The following is a 17052-nucleotide window of genomic DNA, read 5'->3' as shown; positions in this document are numbered from 1 at the left end:
GCCTCACTTTACAGTGAAGATTGGATTAACCAGACTGTTGCCAGCATTTCATGATCTGGCACGATCGTTGCGACGTGATTCTGCAAACAAGAGGAATTGTATCCGGATGCTTCGCAAGGTCGGCCGCCTGTTCATCATCAAGACCCGCTTCGAAGCGTTCGCGGTGATCTTTGCGCTGGCCTTGGGCGCGGTGGAGCGTGGTCAGGCATACCTTGGGCAATATCCCGGATTTGGCGGCAAGTTGCTGTTTCTGGCAGCAACGGGTGCAGTGTTCATCGGAGGCGCGAAGATCCTGGACTCGCTGCGCATGGAGCAGCGATTGAAGGAGCTCGAGGCGGCCATCGAGGAATAAGGCCAGCGGCATTCAAGATGAATAGGGCGATTCTGTTGCTAGGCTCGCCCCCAGCCCCCGGTTTCCGATTCTGTTACCCGGTTCGGTCCGAACCGTGCTCTAACCTTATAACTTCAGGGCGTTAGCCCCTAGAATTATGCAGCGAGAGCAAGTGCTTCGTTGTCGTTGGCACTTGTGAGTTTTGAGCCTTGAACGGGTTACTCAGCCCGGGCAAAAACAGCGCTTTTCAACACACGTCGATCCTAGTTCGGCCCCATCAACACCCTTGCGACAACAAGGCCCGCATCCCGAAGAACACGGTAGTGATGGTGGAGCCGCCGGGTACCGCCCCCGGGTCCGCTGTGCCTATTGCACGCCGCAGTTTATCACCATAGCCGGTCGAAACCGGCAGAGGTGGATATAGGGACTGCGCGGCAAATGAAAAGGGGGGCAGCAACGATCTGCGGCTGCATTGTGACGCTGGCGGAGTGGGCCCCGGCCTTCGCCGGGGCGCCGTGGCCACAACCTGCCCCGGTCTGTCACCCCGGCGCAGGCCGGGGTCCATTTGCTCGAGTGACGCACTCCGGCGAGAGGTTATGGATTCCGGCCTTCGCCGGAATGACGAGCGTAGGAATGTCGTGTAGACCGATCAGCCCTTCGCCTTCAGCGCATCGCGGATCTCGACGAGCAGTTCGACCTCGGTCGGCCCGGCGGGCGCGGCAGGTGCTTCCTCGGCAGGCTTTTCGAAGGCCTTGTTGATCGCCTTTACCAGCAGGAAGATGATGAACGCGACGATCACGAAATTGACCGCCTGGGTGATGAAATCGCCATAACCGATCATCGGCACGCCAGCGGCTTTGAGATCGACGTAGCTGTTGGCATCGCCCTTGAAGTCTGCCGGGACCGGGCCAAGCTGAATGAAGTAGCGGGTGAAATCTACACCGCCGGTGATCCAGCCAACAACTGGCATGATCACGCTTTCGGTCAGCGAGGTCACGATCTTGCCGAACGCGCCACCGATGATCACGCCGACCGCGAGATCGAGCACGTTGCCGCGCGCGATGAATTTCTTGAACTCTCCAAACATGCCCAGCACTTCCCCCTTCACGTCCTGATTAACCATGATCCCTTTTCCGTTGGTTGCCATTGTGCGCGGAACGCGACAAGTGCCAATCGGTTGCAGTACCGGGGATACTTGAACCGTTTCGGCGGACCGCTATCTCTGCTGCATCATCCAAAGGGGAACTTACGTCGATGGCCGCTACCCGCTTTACGCAGATCGCATTCGCCACCGTTGCCGCCGCCAGCCTTTCAGCATGCGGGATCAACTCGGTTCCTGCCGCCGAGGAAGAGGCCAAGGCGCGCTGGGCCGACGTCGAAAGCTCCTACCAGCGTCGTGCCGACCTGATCCCGAACCTTGTCGCCACGGCCAAGGGTGCGGCAGCTTCGGAAACGACGATCCTGACGAATGTGACCAACGCTCGCGCCGCTGCCACTTCGATCAACATCACCACCGACGATCTTTCGAACCCTGCCGAGTTCGAGAAATTCCAGAATGCGCAGAACCAGTTGACCCAGGCGCTGGGACAGCTGCGCACGGTGGTGGAGAACTATCCGCAGTTGCAGAGCCAGGCACGCTTTGCCGACCTGATGGTGCAACTTGAAGGCACCGAGAACCGCATCAATGTGAGCCGCACGCGCTACAATGAGGCGGTTCAGGCCTATAACACCACGATCCGCACCTTCCCTGATGCCATCGGCGCGAAGCTGATCCATGGGGCCAAGCCGATGGTTCCGTTCAAGGCCGCGGCCGGATCGGAAGTGGCACCAACGGTGAACTTTGACATGAATGCCCCGGCGCCTGCTGCGTCGGGCAAGTGACGTGACCCGCCAGTTGCGGGTTTTCTGGCAAACTGTCTCGCTGCTGCTTCTGCTGATGGCGGGAGCAGCGCAGGCGGCCATGCCGGCGCGGCCTGCGGGGCCTGTGCTTGATCAGGCAAACATCATTCCGGATGCCGAAGAGGCTGCTCTGGTGCAGAAGCTTTCGGCCTACAACGCGCAGACAGGTCGGGCAGTGATCGTGGCGACGGTAAAGTCGCTGGAAAACATGGATGTCGCGGATTACGCCCAGCAGCTTGCTGAGACTTGGGACATTGGCGGTGCCAAGACCGAGCAGGGGATACTTTTTCTTGTAGCACCGACCGAGCGCAAAATGCGCATTCACGCAGCGCGCGGTGTGCAGGAACGGCTGCCAGACGTCCTCGCAGGACGTATCATTCGCGATAACGTTGCACCCAAGTTCAAGGCGGAAGACTATGCTGGCGGCATCAACGACGGTGTCGACCAGATCATCGCGCAATTGAACCGCGACCCCGCCGATGCAAAGGCAATCGCAGAGGCTGCAAAGGCCGCTTCACGAAGCGAGGGCGAAGCTGGCTCGTCCATCGGCAGTTCAATCTTCTGGGTCGTGCTGATCGTAGTAATCATTGGCATTTTTGGCCGACGCAAGCGTGGCTATTCGCAACGTCGCAGCGGGATTGATCCCGGTATCGTGTTGTGGGGCATAAGCGAGATCGCCCGTGCCGCTTCGGACAACCGTCATTCAAGCGGATGGGGCGGCGGTGGCGGTTCCGATTGGGGCAGCGGCGGTGGCTTTGGCGGATTTGGTGGCGGTGGCGGCGGCTTCGACGGCGGCGGCGCTTCGGGGGATTGGTGATGGGCAAGCTCGTGCAGATGAACGAAGCTGAGCACAAGATTGTCTCCGATGCCGTGGCCGCAGCCGAAGCGCAGAGTGCGGGCGAGATCGTGACGATCGTAACGCCCCGTTCTGATTCCTATCGCGACGTGGCTCTGGTCTGGAGCGCGCTGGCGGCCGTCGTGGCGCTGGCCGTGCTGGACATGTTTGCCGGGTTCTATCTGCCGATGATCGAGCGGGTGCTGGGGCTGTGGGCGTTCGAATGGACGCCTCGTGCGGTGCTAGGGCTGGCGCTGACCGTCATGTCGCTCAAGTTCGGAGCCATGTACCTGCTTATGCGCTTCACGCCGCTCGGCCTGTGGCTGACACCACGACGGGTGCGCAATGCCCGTGTGCGCGAGCGGGCGCTGACATGCTTTCGTGTCGGTGCCGAAAGCCGCACCACCGGGCATACTGGTGTGCTGATCTACCTCAGCCTTGCCGAGCATCGCGCCGAAATCATCGCCGATGCAGCGATTGCTTCCAAGGTATCCCCCGAAACCTGGGGCCACGCAATGAAGGCAATGCTCGATCCGCTGCGGCAGGGGCAGATGGCGCAGGGGATGGCGGCGGCTGTGACCGAGGTCGGCAAGGTTCTTGCTGAGCATTTTCCGCGTTCGGCCGACGATGTGAACGAGTTACCGGACAGGTTGATCGAAGTATGAGTCTCGAAGAAGAATATCGCGACCATCCCGAGCAGGTGCGCTGGGAAGGCCGCTTCATCGTCGCCAAGACGCGCGGGCGGTGGGAATACGTCTCGCGCAACCGCAACATCAAGGCCGCGGTGATCCTCGCCATCGAGGACGGGCATGTGCTGCTGGTGGAGCAGTTCCGCGTACCGCTCGGGCGTCCGTGCATCGAGCTTCCTGCCGGGCTGATTGGTGACGAGGCGGGTGCGGAGAACGAAGATCCTGCCGACGCTGCCGCACGCGAGCTCGAGGAAGAAACGGGATACCGTCCGGGGCGCATCGAATCATTGGGCGAGTTCCATTCCTCGCCGGGGATGGTGACAGAGGCCTTCACGCTGTTCCGCGCGCATGATCTGGAAAAAGTTTCCGAGGGCGGCGGTGTAGAAGGCGAAGGCATCACCGTGCACCGGGTTGCCCTTACGGAAATCGAGAGCTTCCTCGCAGCCAAGCGTGCAGAAGGCTATGCAATCGACGTGCGGATGCTGCTGCTGCTCGCGCCGGGGATCATGGCCTGATCTTCCCAAGACTTGCGTGATCGCCCGCAACTTGCTTCGTTGACGCAAACGGAAAGCAGGAGAGTGAGGCGATGGGCAGGGTTCAGGGCAAGAAGGCACTTGTTACGGGTGCGGCGCAAGGGCTCGGCGCAGCGCATGCCTGGATGCTGGCGCGCGAAGGCGCGAAGGTTCTGCTAACCGATATCAACGGCGATGGCGCGGCCAAGCAGGCCGAGGCGATCAATGCAGAGCTGGGTACAGGCACGGCGTTTGCCATGCGCCATGACGTGACGAGCGCGGACGACTGGGACAAGGCGATGGCCCTCGCCGCAGAAAAGCTCGGCGGGCTATCGGTGCTGGTCAACAACGCGGGCGTGGGCGTGCGCGGCAATATCGAGACCTGCACGCTGGAGGAATGGCATCGCGGCTTCGCGATCAACGTCGATTCCGTATTCTTGGGCTGCCAGAAGGCCCTGCCCCTGCTGCGCGACAGCCAGCCCGCCTCGATCGTCAACATCAGTTCGATCGCCGGGCTGATCGCGTCGGACACCATGCCGGGTTACAACGCCAGCAAGGCCGCAGTGTGGATGCTGACCAAGTCGGTCGCGCTCTATTGCGCCAAGCGCGGCTGGGATGTGCGCTGCAATTCGGTGCATCCGACATTCGTCGACACCCCGATCCTGGACGGGATCGCAACCAACGCCAACATCGACAAGGACGTGGTCATGGGCAAGCTCGCCCGCCAGATCCCGCTGGGGCGCGTGGGCGAGCCGGACGATATCGCAGCGGGCGTGCTCTACCTCGCCAGCGACGAGAGCCGCTTCATGACCGGGGCAGAGCTGAAGCTCGACGGCGGGATTTCGGCGATGTGAGGCTTGCTTTGCGGCGGCTTGTTACTTGCAGGCGACGTCGAATGACTGGAGATCGATCGCGAGGTCGACCGGGCCTGAATAGCTTCGGCTGATGCCTTCGCGCAGTCGGGCCTCCGAATTGGTGAGTGGTGCCGGCGGGATGGCGAAGTGCGTCAGAACGAGCCTCGACACGTTGGCCTTGGCTGCGAGGCTGCCAAGATCGACCGGCGTGATGTGATGCGTCGAGAGGTGCTTGCTCATGGACTGAAACACGGCTTCGGGCATGTCGGGGCGCGTCTTGCGAATGGACGCAAGTATCGGATCGAGATCGATAACTTCGCTGACAAGCAAGTCGGTGCCGGTTGCGAGTTTTTCAAAGGCTGCGCTGGGGCCAGTGTCACCGGAATAGGTGATCGATCGCGAGCCCAGCTGAAACCGGTAGCTGAGCGAGATCGCCCTGTCCGCCTTCCCCGACACTGATTCATCGTAATGGGAGTTCTCGACGGCGGTAATCTTCACGTTGCCTGACGAAACCTGATCGCCCGACCGCATTTCCACTACCCTTACAGAGTCCGACGGCGGGGTGCTCTTCTGCCCGAGCCCGAGCCCGAACCCGACGCGCGACTGCGGGCCCATCGTGGCAATGATTCCGTCCACGATCTCGCGCGTTCCGGGTGGACCATAAATGGTCAACTGGCCGGGCATATTGTTCATCCAGCGCAGGCCGATGACCGCAGGCAGACCGCCGGTATGATCCATATGGTGATGGCTGATGAAGACGGCACTGATTCGCGTCAGATCAAGGCCGCGACGCGCAAGTTGCACGACCGTACCGTCACCGGCATCCACCAGTGCGGAGAAGTCATCGGCGGTGAGCAGATTGGCAGGTTCGGATCGGTCCGGGGTTGGCACCGGCCCACCCGCGGTGCCCAACGTCATCCATCGCAATGGCGGACATGTTTCAGCCGCAGCAGCCTGCTGTGCAGACAGGCATGCGAGCGCAGCAAGCGCAGCGGAAACACATGCTTTGATGGCCATCTCGCGAAGCCTCTCACCGGATCGTTATCTGGCCAACTGCATCCCGGGATTGCTGTCGCTTTACAATCCCGGGAGTACCATCAGTTCAGAAAACCACGACCGAGCGGATCGACTTGCCCGCGTGCATCAGGTCGAACGCTGTGTTGATTTCCTCGAGGCCCATGACGTGGGTGATCATGGGGTCGATCTCGATCTTGCCGGTCATGTACATGTCGACGATCTTGGGCACGTCGGTGCGGCCCTTGGCGCCGCCGAACGCAGTGCCGCGCCAGTTGCGGCCCGTCACGAGCTGGAACGGGCGGGTGCTGATTTCCTTGCCGGCTTCAGCCACGCCGATGATGATCGAGGTGCCCCAGCCGCGGTGGCAGGCTTCGAGCGCAGTGCGCATGACTTCGGTGTTGCCGGTGGCATCGAAGGTGTAGTCAGCGCCGCCGTCGGTCATCTGGACGATCTTGGCCACAGTGTCCTCGCGGCTCATGCCCTTCGAGTTGAGGAAGTCGGTCATGCCGAACTTGCGACCCCACTCTTCACGATCGGGATTGATGTCGACGCCAATGATCTTGTTGGCCCCGGCAAGGCGCGCGCCTTGGATCACGTTGAGACCGATGCCGCCGAGACCGAAGACGACGACGTTGTCACCCACCTGGACCTTCGCAGTGTTTACCACGGCGCCGACGCCAGTGGTCACGCCGCAGCCGATGTAGCAGGCCGACTGGAACGGCGCGTCCTCGCGGATCTTCGCCACCGCGATTTCTGGCAGGACGGTGAAGTTCGAGAAGGTGCTGCAGCCCATGTAGTGGAAGATGGTCTGCCCCTTGTAGGAAAAGCGGCTGGTGCCATCGGGCATCAGGCCCTGTCCCTGAGTGGCGCGGATCGCGGTGCACAGGTTGGTCTTGCCCGAAAGGCAGCTTTTGCACTGGCGGCATTCGGGTGTGTAGAGCGGGATCACATGATCGCCGGGCTTCACCGAGGTGACACCGGGACCGACTTCGCGCACCACACCTGCGCCTTCATGGCCAAGCACGCTGGGGAAGATACCTTCGCTGTCGAAGCCATCGAGCGTGTAGGCGTCGGTATGGCACACGCCAGTGGCCATGATCTCGACCAGAACCTCGCCCGCCTTGGGGCCTTCAAGGTCAAGTTCGACGATCTCGAGCGGCTGCTTGGGCGCGAACGCTACGGCGGCGCGGGTCTTCATGGCAATGCATCTCCCGTTTGGAATGGCAGGCCGTTAGCATAATTGCTAAGCCAGTGTTAAATCGCCCGATATGATAAACACTGTTGCAAGACGAGAACAATGAGCAATCGCTGGGATGGGATCGACGAAGTTGTTGCAGTTGCCGATACGGGGACATTCGTGGCAGCAGCAAAACGGCTCGGGACTTCCACTTCTCACGTCAGCCGAGCTGTGGCGCGGCTAGAACACAGCCTAGGTGCGCAGTTCTTTCATCGCACCACACGCGCCGTCAGTCTGACCGATACCGGGCGCACGCTGGTCGATCAGTTCCGCCGCCTTATTGCCGAGCGGGACGAGGCCATTGCCATGCTCGATCTGCAGGGCGAGCCGCAGGGCCATTTGCGCATCACCTGCCCGACCGCGCTGGGCGAGCGCTTCGTCGCACCGATTGTCCGCGCCTTCGTACAGGAATACCCCAAGCTCTCGGTCGACCTCGATTTGTCCAACCGCGTTGTCGAACTTGTTTCGGAAGGGTACGATCTGGCCATTCGCACCGGCACGCTGCCGGACAGCCGCCTGATCCGCACCCAGATTGCAGCGCGCGGGATTGTGACCTGTGCCGCACCGGAGTACCTTGCGAAACACGGCACGCCACTCAGCGTGGATGACCTTGAGGCGCATGACTGCATCCCCGCAACTCTGGATATGTGGCGCTATCTTGTCGACGGAGAAGTGCGCGCGATCCGTCCGCGCGGGCGCTGGAGGTGTAGCAATGGCACGGCTGTATTCGACGCGGCGATTGCCGGGATCGGCCTGTGCCAGTTGCCAGCCTTCTATGTCAGCCGAGCAATTTCCGAAGGAGCGCTGGTCGAGGTGTTGCCGGAGTTCCGGCCCGAGGACGATCCCATTTGGGCGGTTTATCCGCAGCGGCGGCACCTTTTACCCAAAGTACAACGCCTGATCGAGAAGCTCCGGCGAGAACTGGGTCCGGCGATGGCTGCGGGTTGAAATGATCGCACTTTTGTGAGAACGTTCACAGGAATAGCTATGCAATGAGCATGACAAGGCTGTCAACGACAGCTAGATAATCCGTATGCCAAATATGGCTGGGTGAGGAGAGGTACGTGGCAGGCAGCAATGCACAATCAGGTTCGCAGAAGGCCGCGTTCATCGCGGTCACCGTGCTGTTTTTTGCCTGGGGCTTCATCACCTCGCTGATTGACCCTCTGGTCGCGGCAGTGAAGGGCATCTTCACGCTCACCACGCTGGAAGCGCAGCTTTCGGCCTTTGCATTCTTCATCGCCTATGGCGTGATGAGCTTCCCCGCAGCTGCAATCATCGGTCGCTTGCGCGCGGTTCCCGCCATTCTGCTGGCGCTGGCGACGATGGTCGTGGCATGCCTCGTCATGCTACTGGCCGCAAACATCGCCTCCTATCCGCTGGTGCTTGCCGGCCTGTTCATGCTGGCGGCTGGCATTACCGTGTTGCAGGTTGCAGCCAATCCCCTGGCAGCCGCATTGGGCAAGCCCGAGGGCAGCCACTTCCGCCTTACGCTTTCGCAGACGTTCAACTCCTTCGGCACGTTTCTCGGCCCGGCGCTCGGTGCGTCGCTGTTCCTCAAGGGCGTGGAAGTATCAGAAGGCACTGCCCTTACTCCCGAAGTGCGCGAAGCGGCACTAGCCGGGATTGATCGGGCCTACTTCTGGATCTGCGGCTTGCTGATCGTGCTGCTGGCGTTCTTCTTCGTGAATCGCGCGCGCATTTCGGCTGCAGCACCCCCGGCCCAGCCGACCGGTGGGATCGGCGCGCTGCTTTCGCAGGCGTTCTCGTCACGCTGGGCGGTGCTGGGTGCGGCTGCGATCTTCATCTACGTTGGTGCAGAAGTCACCATTGGAACGCAGATGGCGTTCTACCTCAACAACCCCGGCATCTGGAATGTCAGCCTTGAACAGGCAGGCAAGGCCGTGTCGTTCTATTGGGGTGGCGCGATGGTTGGTCGCGCGATCGGCACGGTGCTGCTGGCGCGTTTCCCCGCCGCGAGACTCATGACGCTTTTCGCCGCGATTGCAGCCGCAATGTGCGCGTACCTGTTCCTCGTCGGCGGCGTGTCGGCGGGCTACATTGCACTCGCCATTGGCCTGTTCAACTCGATCATGTTCCCGGTCATCTTCACGCTGACACTCGAGCGGTCCTCGGCCAGCGAAGAGGCGACGTCGGGCCTGTTGTGCACCGGCATCATTGGTGGTGCGCTGATTCCTGCGATGGCTGGCGCAGTAACCGACGCAACGGGAATCTTTTCCTCGTTCCTCGTTCCTCTGGCCTGCTACGTGCTGCTGGTGGTGTTCGCGGCCAGTGCCGCAAAGGCCCCGATCCTGCGCCGTTCCAGTGGCGAGAGCATGCACTGAAATCACTGCTTTCAGACACGTTGATATCTTCGGCCCCGGCATGAGCACCGGGGCCGAATTTTTTTGCTTCAAGCACCCTAGCTTGCCGTAGCGTCAGGCGCCGAACAGTGCCGTGTCACCGCCTGAAGCCGTGTTGGAGGCCTTTCCCTTTACGTAAACTTCCACTAGCTCTTTTGTCACAGAGTCGTGAGACTATGCGACCGGGAGAGAACGTTGGAAGCAGGCGGCATCACCGAACAGGCTATCGGACTACAGGCGGCCGCGATGGCAGGTAAAGGGCCTGCCTTTTCGTTGCGCGGCGTGGACGGCTGGCTGCAGGGGCGGACGATGTATGGCGGCGCCTCGTCATTCCTCGCCTATGCGGCGGCACGCAAGGCCCGGCCTGACCTGCCGCCACTGCGGGGGGCCCAGATCAGCTTTCTTGCACCGGTGGGGTCCGACGTCGACATCGAGGTATCCAGCCTGCGCGAGGGCAAGAGCGTGGCCAACATCCAGACCGACATGACGAGCGTCGGCGTTCTGGCCCATCGCGCAGCCTGGGTCTTCGGTAGTGGCCGCCCGTCCAACGGCACGGTGTCAGCGCCACGCGCCGAGAGCTTCGTTCCCTACACCGACATGGAAGAGCTGGACTCGCCCGAGGGCCTGCACTTCGTCAACAATTTCCAACTGCGGCGCGGCGAGGCCAAGGACGATCGGCGCCCGGGCGTAGTGCGACGCTGGGTGAGACTGAAGGATCGCGCTGGCCTTGATCCGATCGGAGAACTCGTCCTGATCGGCGACACCCTTCCGCCAGGATCAATGCGGGCGATGGAGCGGCGTGGGCCGATCAGTTCGATCAACTGGGCGTTCACGCTGCTGGGTGATGCACCAGAGACTCGCGATGGTTGGTGGCTGCTGGAAACGGCGTCAAATCGCATGAGCGATGGGTTCAGCAGCGAAACCCTGCGGATGTGGAATGCCGATGGCGTGCAGGTAATGCACGGCCTGCAGAGCGTGGCGATCTTTGGCTGAGGGGAAGAATATGGAATTGGCCGACGCGCAGACGCTGGGGTTCGAATCTGACCGATTGGGCCGGATCGGGGCCTTTCTCGACGAACACTACATAGCAAGCGGCAGACTGCCCGGCATCGATGTGCTGGTCGCGCGTGATGGCGAGGCGGTCTATCGCCACACCGCAGGCCGTGCGCGCGAGGACGGGACGCCGATGACGGTGGACACGATCTGCCGCATCGCCTCGATGACCAAGCCCCTGACTTCGGTGGCGTTCATGATGCTGGTCGAGGAAGGCAAGATCGCGCTGGACGATCCGGTGACAAAGGTCATCCCGGAGTTTGCCAACCTCGGTGTCTATGCAGGCGGTGGGGGCGAGGTGGACTTCTTCCCTGCGCGCCCTGCCCCGGTGATGCGCATGGTGGACCTGATCACGCACCAGTCTGGCCTGACCTACGGCATCCAGAACCGCACCAACGTGGACGCCGCCTACCGCAAGAGCAGGCTGGACGGCCATGCCAGCCTGCCCGGCAATGACCATTTCATCGAAGAACTGGCCAAGCTCCCGCTCGAGTTCGCACCGGGCGAAGCGTGGAACTATTCTGTCGGCACCGACGTGCTGGGCGTGGTCGTGGCGCGAGTTTCAGGGATGAGCCTTGGCGAGTTTCTCAAGACCCGCATTTTCGATCCGCTGGGCATGGTCGACACCGGCTTCCATTGCCCGGATGACAAGGCGCACCGTCTGGCCGATGCCTGGACCTATCAGGCGGGGCAACCGCCGCAGCTGTTCGATCCTGCCGAGAAGTCCGGCACGCGCCGGGTCCCGCGCTTTGAAAGCGGCGGCGGCGGCTTGCTTTCGACCACAGCGGACTATCACAGGTTCTGCCGGATGCTGGTGAATGGCGGCGCAGCCGACGGTAGGCGCATCCTTTCCCCAAAGACGCTGCAACTGATGACGGCAAACCACCTCCCCGGCGGCGCTGACCTGACTCAGGTGTCCAAGGCATTGTTCAGCGAGGCTTACAATGCCGGCGCGGGCTTTGGCCTGGGCTTCGGCATGACGATTGATCCGGCGCGGGCGCTGGTGCCTGGCTCTGCCGGCGAGTTCTACTGGGGCGGCATCTTCTCGACCGCGTTTTTCGTGGACCCGGTGGAGAAGCTGCACATGGTCTTCATGACCCAGCTCTACCCCTCGTTCATCTATCCCATCCGGCGTCAATTGAAGACGCTGATCTACAGCGCGCTGGCCACCAGTCGCGCCTGATAATCTTAGCAGGAGAACAGCCATGTCCGACCCCATTTCCGGTGCAAAAGACCACATCGACGCTGCCCGCAAGCTGGCGGCAACCATCGACGACATCCCGGCTGACACGCAGTTGCTTCCCATCAAGAGCGTCGGCGTGATCGGTGCCGGCACGATGGGCGGCGGGATCACCATGAACTTCCTGACCGCGGGCATTCCTGTGACTATCGTCGAAATGACGCAGGAAGCTCTCGATCGTGGCGTGGCGACGATGGGCAGGAACTATGAGAACACCGTCAAGCGCGGCAAGATGGAAGCAGCGGATGCGCAGGCCGCGATGGCGCGACTGACACCGACGCTGGACTTTGGCGCCCTCGCCGGGGCCGATCTGGTGATCGAGGCGGTTTACGAGAGCATGGACGTCAAGAAGGACGTGTTCGGGCGGCTCGACAAGGTGGCCAAGCCGGGGGCGATCCTGGCTTCGAACACCAGCTATCTGGACATCGACGAAATCGCCAGTGTCACCTCGCGGCCGGAATCAGTGCTGGGGATGCACTTCTTCTCGCCCGCCAACGTGATGAAGCTGCTTGAAGTTGTACGAGGCAAGGCCACCGGCAAGGCGCAACTGGCGACTGTGATGGCGCTTTCGGTGAAGATCGGGAAGGTGCCTGTGGTCTCGGGCGTGTGCGACGGCTTCATCGGCAACCGCATGCTCAGCCCTCGCCAGGCGCAGGCACATGCGCTCATCATGGAAGGCGCTAATTACTGGGACGTGGACGAGGCGCTGCTCGAATTCGGCTTTCCGATGGGGCCGTGGCAGATGGCAGACCTTGCGGGCGTGGACATCGGCTGGCACCGCGATCCCAACCGCATCGAGACGCTGCGCGATGCTCTTTGCGCGGTCGGTCGCTGGGGCCAGAAGACCAAGAAGGGCTTCTACGACTACGACGACAACCGCCAGCGCACGCCGTCTGATGAAGTAAAGACGCTGATCGCCGACTTCGCCGCCAAGGAAGGCAAACCGCAGCGTGAAATCGGCAAGGACGAAATCCGCGAACGCCTGCTTTACCCCATGATCAGCGAGGGTGCCCTGATCCTTGAGGAAGGCATTTCGCAGCGCGCGAGCGACATCGATACGGTGTGGCTCAACGGCTACGGTTGGCCGGCATGGACCGGCGGCCCGATGTTCTGGGCCGATCATATCGGGCTCGAGACCGTTGTTGCGGGCCTGAAGAAGCACGGCCTTCCAGTCGCACCTCTGCTGGAGCGCAAGGCTGCTGCAGGCGAGAAGTTCAACGCCTGACGGGAGGCACTTGAGGGAAATAGAGGCGATGCGGATCGAGGATATCGTCGATAGCGAATTCACGCCACAGAGCGACATACTGCGCGCCCATGCCGTAAGGCGGGGCGACACGGTGGCGCTGGCTGACGAGACCCACTCCATCGGCTGGGCGGAAATGGACGCCCTGCTCGACCGCATCGCCACTGCCCTCCAGCGCGAGGGCGTGCAGAAAGACGAGCCCGTCGCCATCGCGGCAATGAACGCGGTGACCACGGGCCTCGCCTTCCTCGGCGCGATCCGGGCAGGCGCAGTGGCGGCGCCGCTAACGTCCACCGCGACGCCGGAAACGATCATCGCCATGCTTGAGGACAGCGGCAGTCGTGTGCTGCTGCTGGACAAGGAGATATCGGACAGGCTCGCCGGATTGAACCTGCCCGCCAAGGTCAAGCGCATCGCTCTCGACGACAGCGACGCCGGCACCCCGTTCAGCGAATGGATGGCGGAGAAAGGCGCAACGCCCGAGGAGCGCACCCCCGCCCCCGGCGACCCCTTCAACATCATCTACTCCTCCGGCACCACCGGAGCGCCAAAGGGCATCGTGCAGAGCCACAAGATGCGCCACGAATATGCACGCCGCACCATCCCCGGCGGTTATGGTGACGATACGGCGGTGATCTGTTCAACTCCGCTCTATTCCAACACCACGCTGGTCAGCTTCCTTCCCGCGCTCACCGCAGGCGGCAAGGTCGTGCTGATGCGCAAGTTCGATGCGCGGACGTTCCTGCAGTTGTCCGAGCGCGAGAGGGTGACGCACGCCATGCTGGTGCCGGTGCAGTACCGACGGATCATGGAAGTGCCGGACTTCGACCGCTTCGACCTGTCATCCTACAAGCTCAAGTCCTGCACCTCCGCGCCCTTTCCGGCTTGGTTGAAAGCCGATGTGCTCAAGCGCTGGCCGGGTGGCCTGACCGATGGCTATGGCATGACCGAGGGCGGCGCGACGGCGATCCTGCTGGCACACGTGTACCCCGACAAGCTGCACACAGTTGGCCAGCCCTCCCCCGGCCACGTGATCAAGATCATCGATGACGATGGCAACGAACTGCCGCAGGGCGAAGTGGGCGAAATAGTCGGCCATTCGCCGATCATGATGAACGGCTATCATAACAAGGCCGACCAGACCCGCCAGGTCGAGTGGTACGATGCCGAAGGACGCCGCTACATTCGCCACGGCGATGTCGGCAAGTTCGACGAGGACGGCTTCCTGATCCTGATGGACCGCGCCAAGGACATGATCATCTCCGGCGGGTTCAACATCTACCCGAGCGACCTTGAGGCAGAGCTGACCCGTCAGAGTGCAGTGAAGGAGGCTGCCGTCGTCGGCGTGCCCTCCGATGCCTGGGGTGAAACCCCGCTGGCCGTCGTCGTGCTCGCCAATCCCTCGGCCGACCCGCAAGCCGTTCTCGCCGAAGCCAACAGCCGCCTCGGCAAGACGCAGCGCATTTCCGCGATCGAGGTGGTGGACGAACTCCCCCGCAGCCCGATCGGCAAGGTCCTCAAGCGCGAATTGCGCGACAAGTTCGGCGGCAATCCCATCCTCGCCGCCACATCCCTCGAAAAGACATCCCCAGCAGGAGCTTGAACCATGCGTGACGCCGTAATCGTATCGACCGCCCGCACGCCCATCGGGCGCGCTTACAAGGGTGCCTTCAACGCCACGCCGGGCGCAACGCTCGGCGCACTTTCCTTGCAGGCCGCCGTTGCCCGCGCCGGGATCGACCCCGCCGAGGTAGACGACGTGCTGTGGGGCGCCGCGCTGCAGCAGGGCGCACAGGCCGGGAACATCGCGCGCCAGGTCGCGCTGCGCGCAGGGCTTCCGGTCACCGCGTCGGGTATGAGCATGGACCGCCAGTGCTCGTCTGGCCTGATGACCATCGCCACCGCCGCCAAGCAGGTGATCATCGACCGCATGGACGTGGTGGCCGCAGGCGGTCAGGAATCGATCAGCCTCGTCCAGACCAAGGACATGCGCGTCGCCCCGGACAAGAGCCTGATGGCGATGCACAAGGCAATCTACATGCCGATGCTGCAGACCGCCGAGATCGTCGGCCAGCGCTATGGCATCAGCCGCGAGGCTTGCGACGAGTATGCCCTGCAATCGCAGCAGCGCACTGCCGCCGCGCAGGCCGCCGGCAAGTTCGATGACGAGATCGTCGCGGTCGACACCTCGATGGGCGTCCAGAACAAGGAAACCGGCGAGATCACGTTCCAGGACGTCCACCTGACCAAGGACGAAGGCAACCGCCCCTCGACCACCATCGAGAACCTGCAGGCATTGAAGCCGGTGATCGAAGGCGGCATCGTGACGGCAGGCAACGCCAGTCAGCTTTCTGACGGTTCGTCGGCGGTGATCGTGATGGAGGCAGACCTTGCCGCCAAGCGCGGCCTCACCCCGCTTGGCCGCTATGTCGGCATGGCGGTCGCGGGCACCGAGCCTGACGAGATGGGCATCGGCCCGGTCTTCGCCATCCCCAAGCTGCTGCAGCGCTTCGGCCTGAAGATGGACGACATCGGCCTGTGGGAACTGAACGAAGCCTTCGCCGTGCAGGTCCTCTACTGCCGCGACAAGCTGGGCATTCCCAATGACCTGCTCAACGTCAACGGCGGCTCGATCTCGATCGGCCACCCCTATGGCATGACTGGCGCGCGCTGCACCGGCCACGCCCTGATCGAAGGCAAGCGCCGTGGGGCGAAGTATGTCGTGGTCACGATGTGCGTCGGCGGCGGCATGGGTGCAGCGGGGCTGTTCGAGGTTCTTTGATCCGATAAGCCGGGAATGCCCACCCCCGACCCCTCCCGCAGGCGGGAGGGGTTGGGGGTGGGCTTCCGGCGCTTGCCGTCGAACTCCACCCCGCCTACCCTCACCCCATGATCGATAACGAGATGGAACGCCCTTGGCCCCAGGCCGGGCGCGAGAGGCTGATCTACCCCTCGCCGGTGGGCTGGAAGGGCACCGACTTCGTCGACAACGAAGCCGAGCTGCTCAAGCTGCTGAACCCCAAAACGGTGTTCATGATGGGCGACAATCCCGCCCTGCCCCGGATGCCCGAGCGGCCACGCCTGCTCGATTTCTTCCGCTGCCGCTTTGGCGACATCACCGTGCGGCACCTGCTGGTCAGCGCCAAGCGCGCGCTGGACGATGGGTTGCCGGAGAAGGTGGTGCTCGCCTGCCTGCTGCACGACATTTCCAACGGCTGCCTGATCCGCTGCGATCACGGCTACTGGAGCGCGCAACTGATCGCGCCCTATGTCGATCCGGAAGTGGCCTTTGCGGTGAAGTACCATCAGGCGCTGCGCTATGTGGCGGACGAAAGCGTCGGCTATGCCTACCCTGACAGCTACCACAAGTTCTTCGGGCCGGACTATCAGGTGCCCGAATACCTGCTGCGCGACGCCGAATACGCGCGCGGCCACGAATGGTACATGACCGCGAGGGCTGTGACGCTCTACGACACCTATTTCTTCGACGACTTTCCGGTGGTGGAGCCGGAGGAACTGGAAGGCGTCATCGCGAGGAACTTCCGCGAGCCCGAGGAAGGGCTGGGGTTTGACGGGTCGCCCACGGCGCATATGTGGCGGACGATGATCTGGCCGAATAATTTTTTGTGAGGGGGATGTGCTTTCGACACGACGGCTATTGGCAATTTCCAGCCAAAAGCAGACTGTCTGGACACGACGCCTTAACGGACGTTCTGCTTGGCGCTAATCTCTAGAAATGGCAGTGTGGCAATTCGTCATGGATTTCATCCCAGCATCTT

General features: G+C 62.4%; 16 protein-coding genes, 1 other RNA gene and 1 pseudogene. 14 read left to right on the top strand and 4 right to left on the bottom strand.

Features of this window, described 5'->3' with window-relative positions:
• The first annotated feature begins 106 nt into the window (after positions 1-106).
• Positions 107-352 carry a hypothetical protein gene (locus tag IQ25_RS10110; protein WP_144905367.1) on the top strand — a complete coding sequence of 82 codons (246 nt, stop codon included), beginning with the start codon at positions 107-109 and terminating at the stop codon, positions 350-352.
• A gap of 59 nt (positions 353-411) precedes the next feature.
• On the opposite strand, the gene ssrA is transcribed toward IQ25_RS10110, so the two are convergent.
• Positions 412-780: a transfer-messenger RNA gene (ssrA, locus tag IQ25_RS10105) on the bottom strand.
• A 200-nt stretch (positions 781-980) separates the two neighbouring features.
• Positions 981-1454 (bottom strand): large conductance mechanosensitive channel protein MscL, encoded by a 474-nt coding sequence (mscL, locus tag IQ25_RS10100; protein WP_276509789.1) that lies wholly within the window; start codon positions 1452-1454, stop codon positions 981-983.
• Positions 1455-1585: 131 nt separating this feature from the next.
• Here mscL and IQ25_RS10095 point away from each other — a divergent pair, with 131 nt between their 5' ends.
• The 5 genes from IQ25_RS10095 (at position 1586) to IQ25_RS10075 (ending at position 5120) form a co-directional block, all read left to right on the top strand.
• Positions 1586-2212 (top strand): LemA family protein, encoded by a 627-nt coding sequence (locus IQ25_RS10095; RefSeq protein ID WP_118073238.1) that lies wholly within the window; start codon positions 1586-1588, stop codon positions 2210-2212.
• A gap of 1 nt (position 2213) precedes the next feature.
• Positions 2214-3047: a TPM domain-containing protein gene (locus tag IQ25_RS10090; protein WP_258537002.1), complete on the top strand. Its 834-nt coding sequence runs from the start codon at positions 2214-2216 to the stop codon at positions 3045-3047.
• Positions 3047-3730, top strand: a complete 684-nt coding sequence (locus IQ25_RS10085; protein ID WP_144905363.1) for a TPM domain-containing protein — start codon at positions 3047-3049, stop codon at positions 3728-3730. The genes IQ25_RS10090 and IQ25_RS10085 overlap by 1 nt, the downstream gene beginning before the upstream one ends.
• Positions 3727-4269, top strand: coding sequence for an NUDIX hydrolase (locus IQ25_RS10080; protein WP_144905361.1), 543 nt, complete (start codon positions 3727-3729; stop codon positions 4267-4269). The genes IQ25_RS10085 and IQ25_RS10080 overlap by 4 nt, the downstream gene beginning before the upstream one ends.
• A 71-nt stretch (positions 4270-4340) precedes the next feature.
• A complete protein-coding gene (locus tag IQ25_RS10075) occupies positions 4341-5120 on the top strand; it encodes an SDR family oxidoreductase (protein WP_144905359.1) in 780 nt (259 codons plus the stop codon).
• Between the two features lie 21 nt (positions 5121-5141).
• Here the strand turns inward: IQ25_RS10075 and IQ25_RS10070 are convergent, their stop codons facing one another.
• Both IQ25_RS10070 and IQ25_RS10065 read right to left on the bottom strand, forming a co-directional pair.
• A complete protein-coding gene (locus tag IQ25_RS10070) occupies positions 5142-6137 on the bottom strand; it encodes an MBL fold metallo-hydrolase (protein ID WP_144905357.1) in 996 nt (331 codons plus the stop codon).
• Positions 6138-6222: 85 nt separating this feature from the next.
• Complete coding sequence (locus tag IQ25_RS10065) at positions 6223-7335, bottom strand: S-(hydroxymethyl)glutathione dehydrogenase/class III alcohol dehydrogenase (protein ID WP_062343266.1); 1113 nt, start codon at positions 7333-7335, stop codon at positions 6223-6225.
• A gap of 99 nt (positions 7336-7434) precedes the next feature.
• Between IQ25_RS10065 and IQ25_RS10060 the strand changes: the two genes are divergently transcribed.
• The 8 genes and pseudogenes from IQ25_RS10060 (at position 7435) to IQ25_RS10025 (ending at position 16903) form a co-directional block, all read left to right on the top strand.
• On the top strand, positions 7435-8322 hold the full coding sequence (locus tag IQ25_RS10060; RefSeq protein WP_144905355.1) for a LysR family transcriptional regulator: 888 nt from the start codon (positions 7435-7437) through the stop codon (positions 8320-8322).
• A gap of 116 nt (positions 8323-8438) precedes the next feature.
• Entirely contained in the window at positions 8439-9719 is a 1281-nt protein-coding gene (locus IQ25_RS10055; RefSeq protein ID WP_144905353.1) for an MFS transporter, read from the top strand.
• 213 nt (positions 9720-9932) lie between these two features.
• On the top strand, positions 9933-10730 hold the full coding sequence (locus IQ25_RS10050; RefSeq protein WP_246415480.1) for a thioesterase family protein: 798 nt from the start codon (positions 9933-9935) through the stop codon (positions 10728-10730).
• Between the two features lie 10 nt (positions 10731-10740).
• Positions 10741-11973: a serine hydrolase domain-containing protein gene (locus IQ25_RS10045; protein WP_144905352.1), complete on the top strand. Its 1233-nt coding sequence runs from the start codon at positions 10741-10743 to the stop codon at positions 11971-11973.
• Positions 11974-12010: 37 nt separating this feature from the next.
• Positions 12011-13255: pseudogene (locus IQ25_RS10040) on the top strand (3-hydroxyacyl-CoA dehydrogenase NAD-binding domain-containing protein); the annotation flags it as partial.
• A 28-nt stretch (positions 13256-13283) separates the two neighbouring features.
• Positions 13284-14876 (top strand): class I adenylate-forming enzyme family protein, encoded by a 1593-nt coding sequence (locus IQ25_RS10035; RefSeq protein WP_144905348.1) that lies wholly within the window; start codon positions 13284-13286, stop codon positions 14874-14876.
• A 3-nt stretch (positions 14877-14879) separates the two neighbouring features.
• Entirely contained in the window at positions 14880-16055 is a 1176-nt protein-coding gene (locus IQ25_RS10030) for an acetyl-CoA C-acyltransferase (RefSeq protein ID WP_144905346.1), read from the top strand.
• 122 nt (positions 16056-16177) lie between these two features.
• Positions 16178-16903, top strand: a complete 726-nt coding sequence (locus tag IQ25_RS10025; RefSeq protein ID WP_144905344.1) for a hypothetical protein — start codon at positions 16178-16180, stop codon at positions 16901-16903.
• Positions 16904-17052: the final 149 nt, after the last annotated feature.

It is taken from the genome of Novosphingobium taihuense, assembly GCF_007830315.1.
In the GTDB taxonomy this organism is placed as follows: domain Bacteria; phylum Pseudomonadota; class Alphaproteobacteria; order Sphingomonadales; family Sphingomonadaceae; genus Novosphingobium; species Novosphingobium taihuense.
The sequence above is the reverse complement of the archived record's forward strand: the minus strand, read 5'-3'. Positions and strand labels throughout refer to the sequence as shown.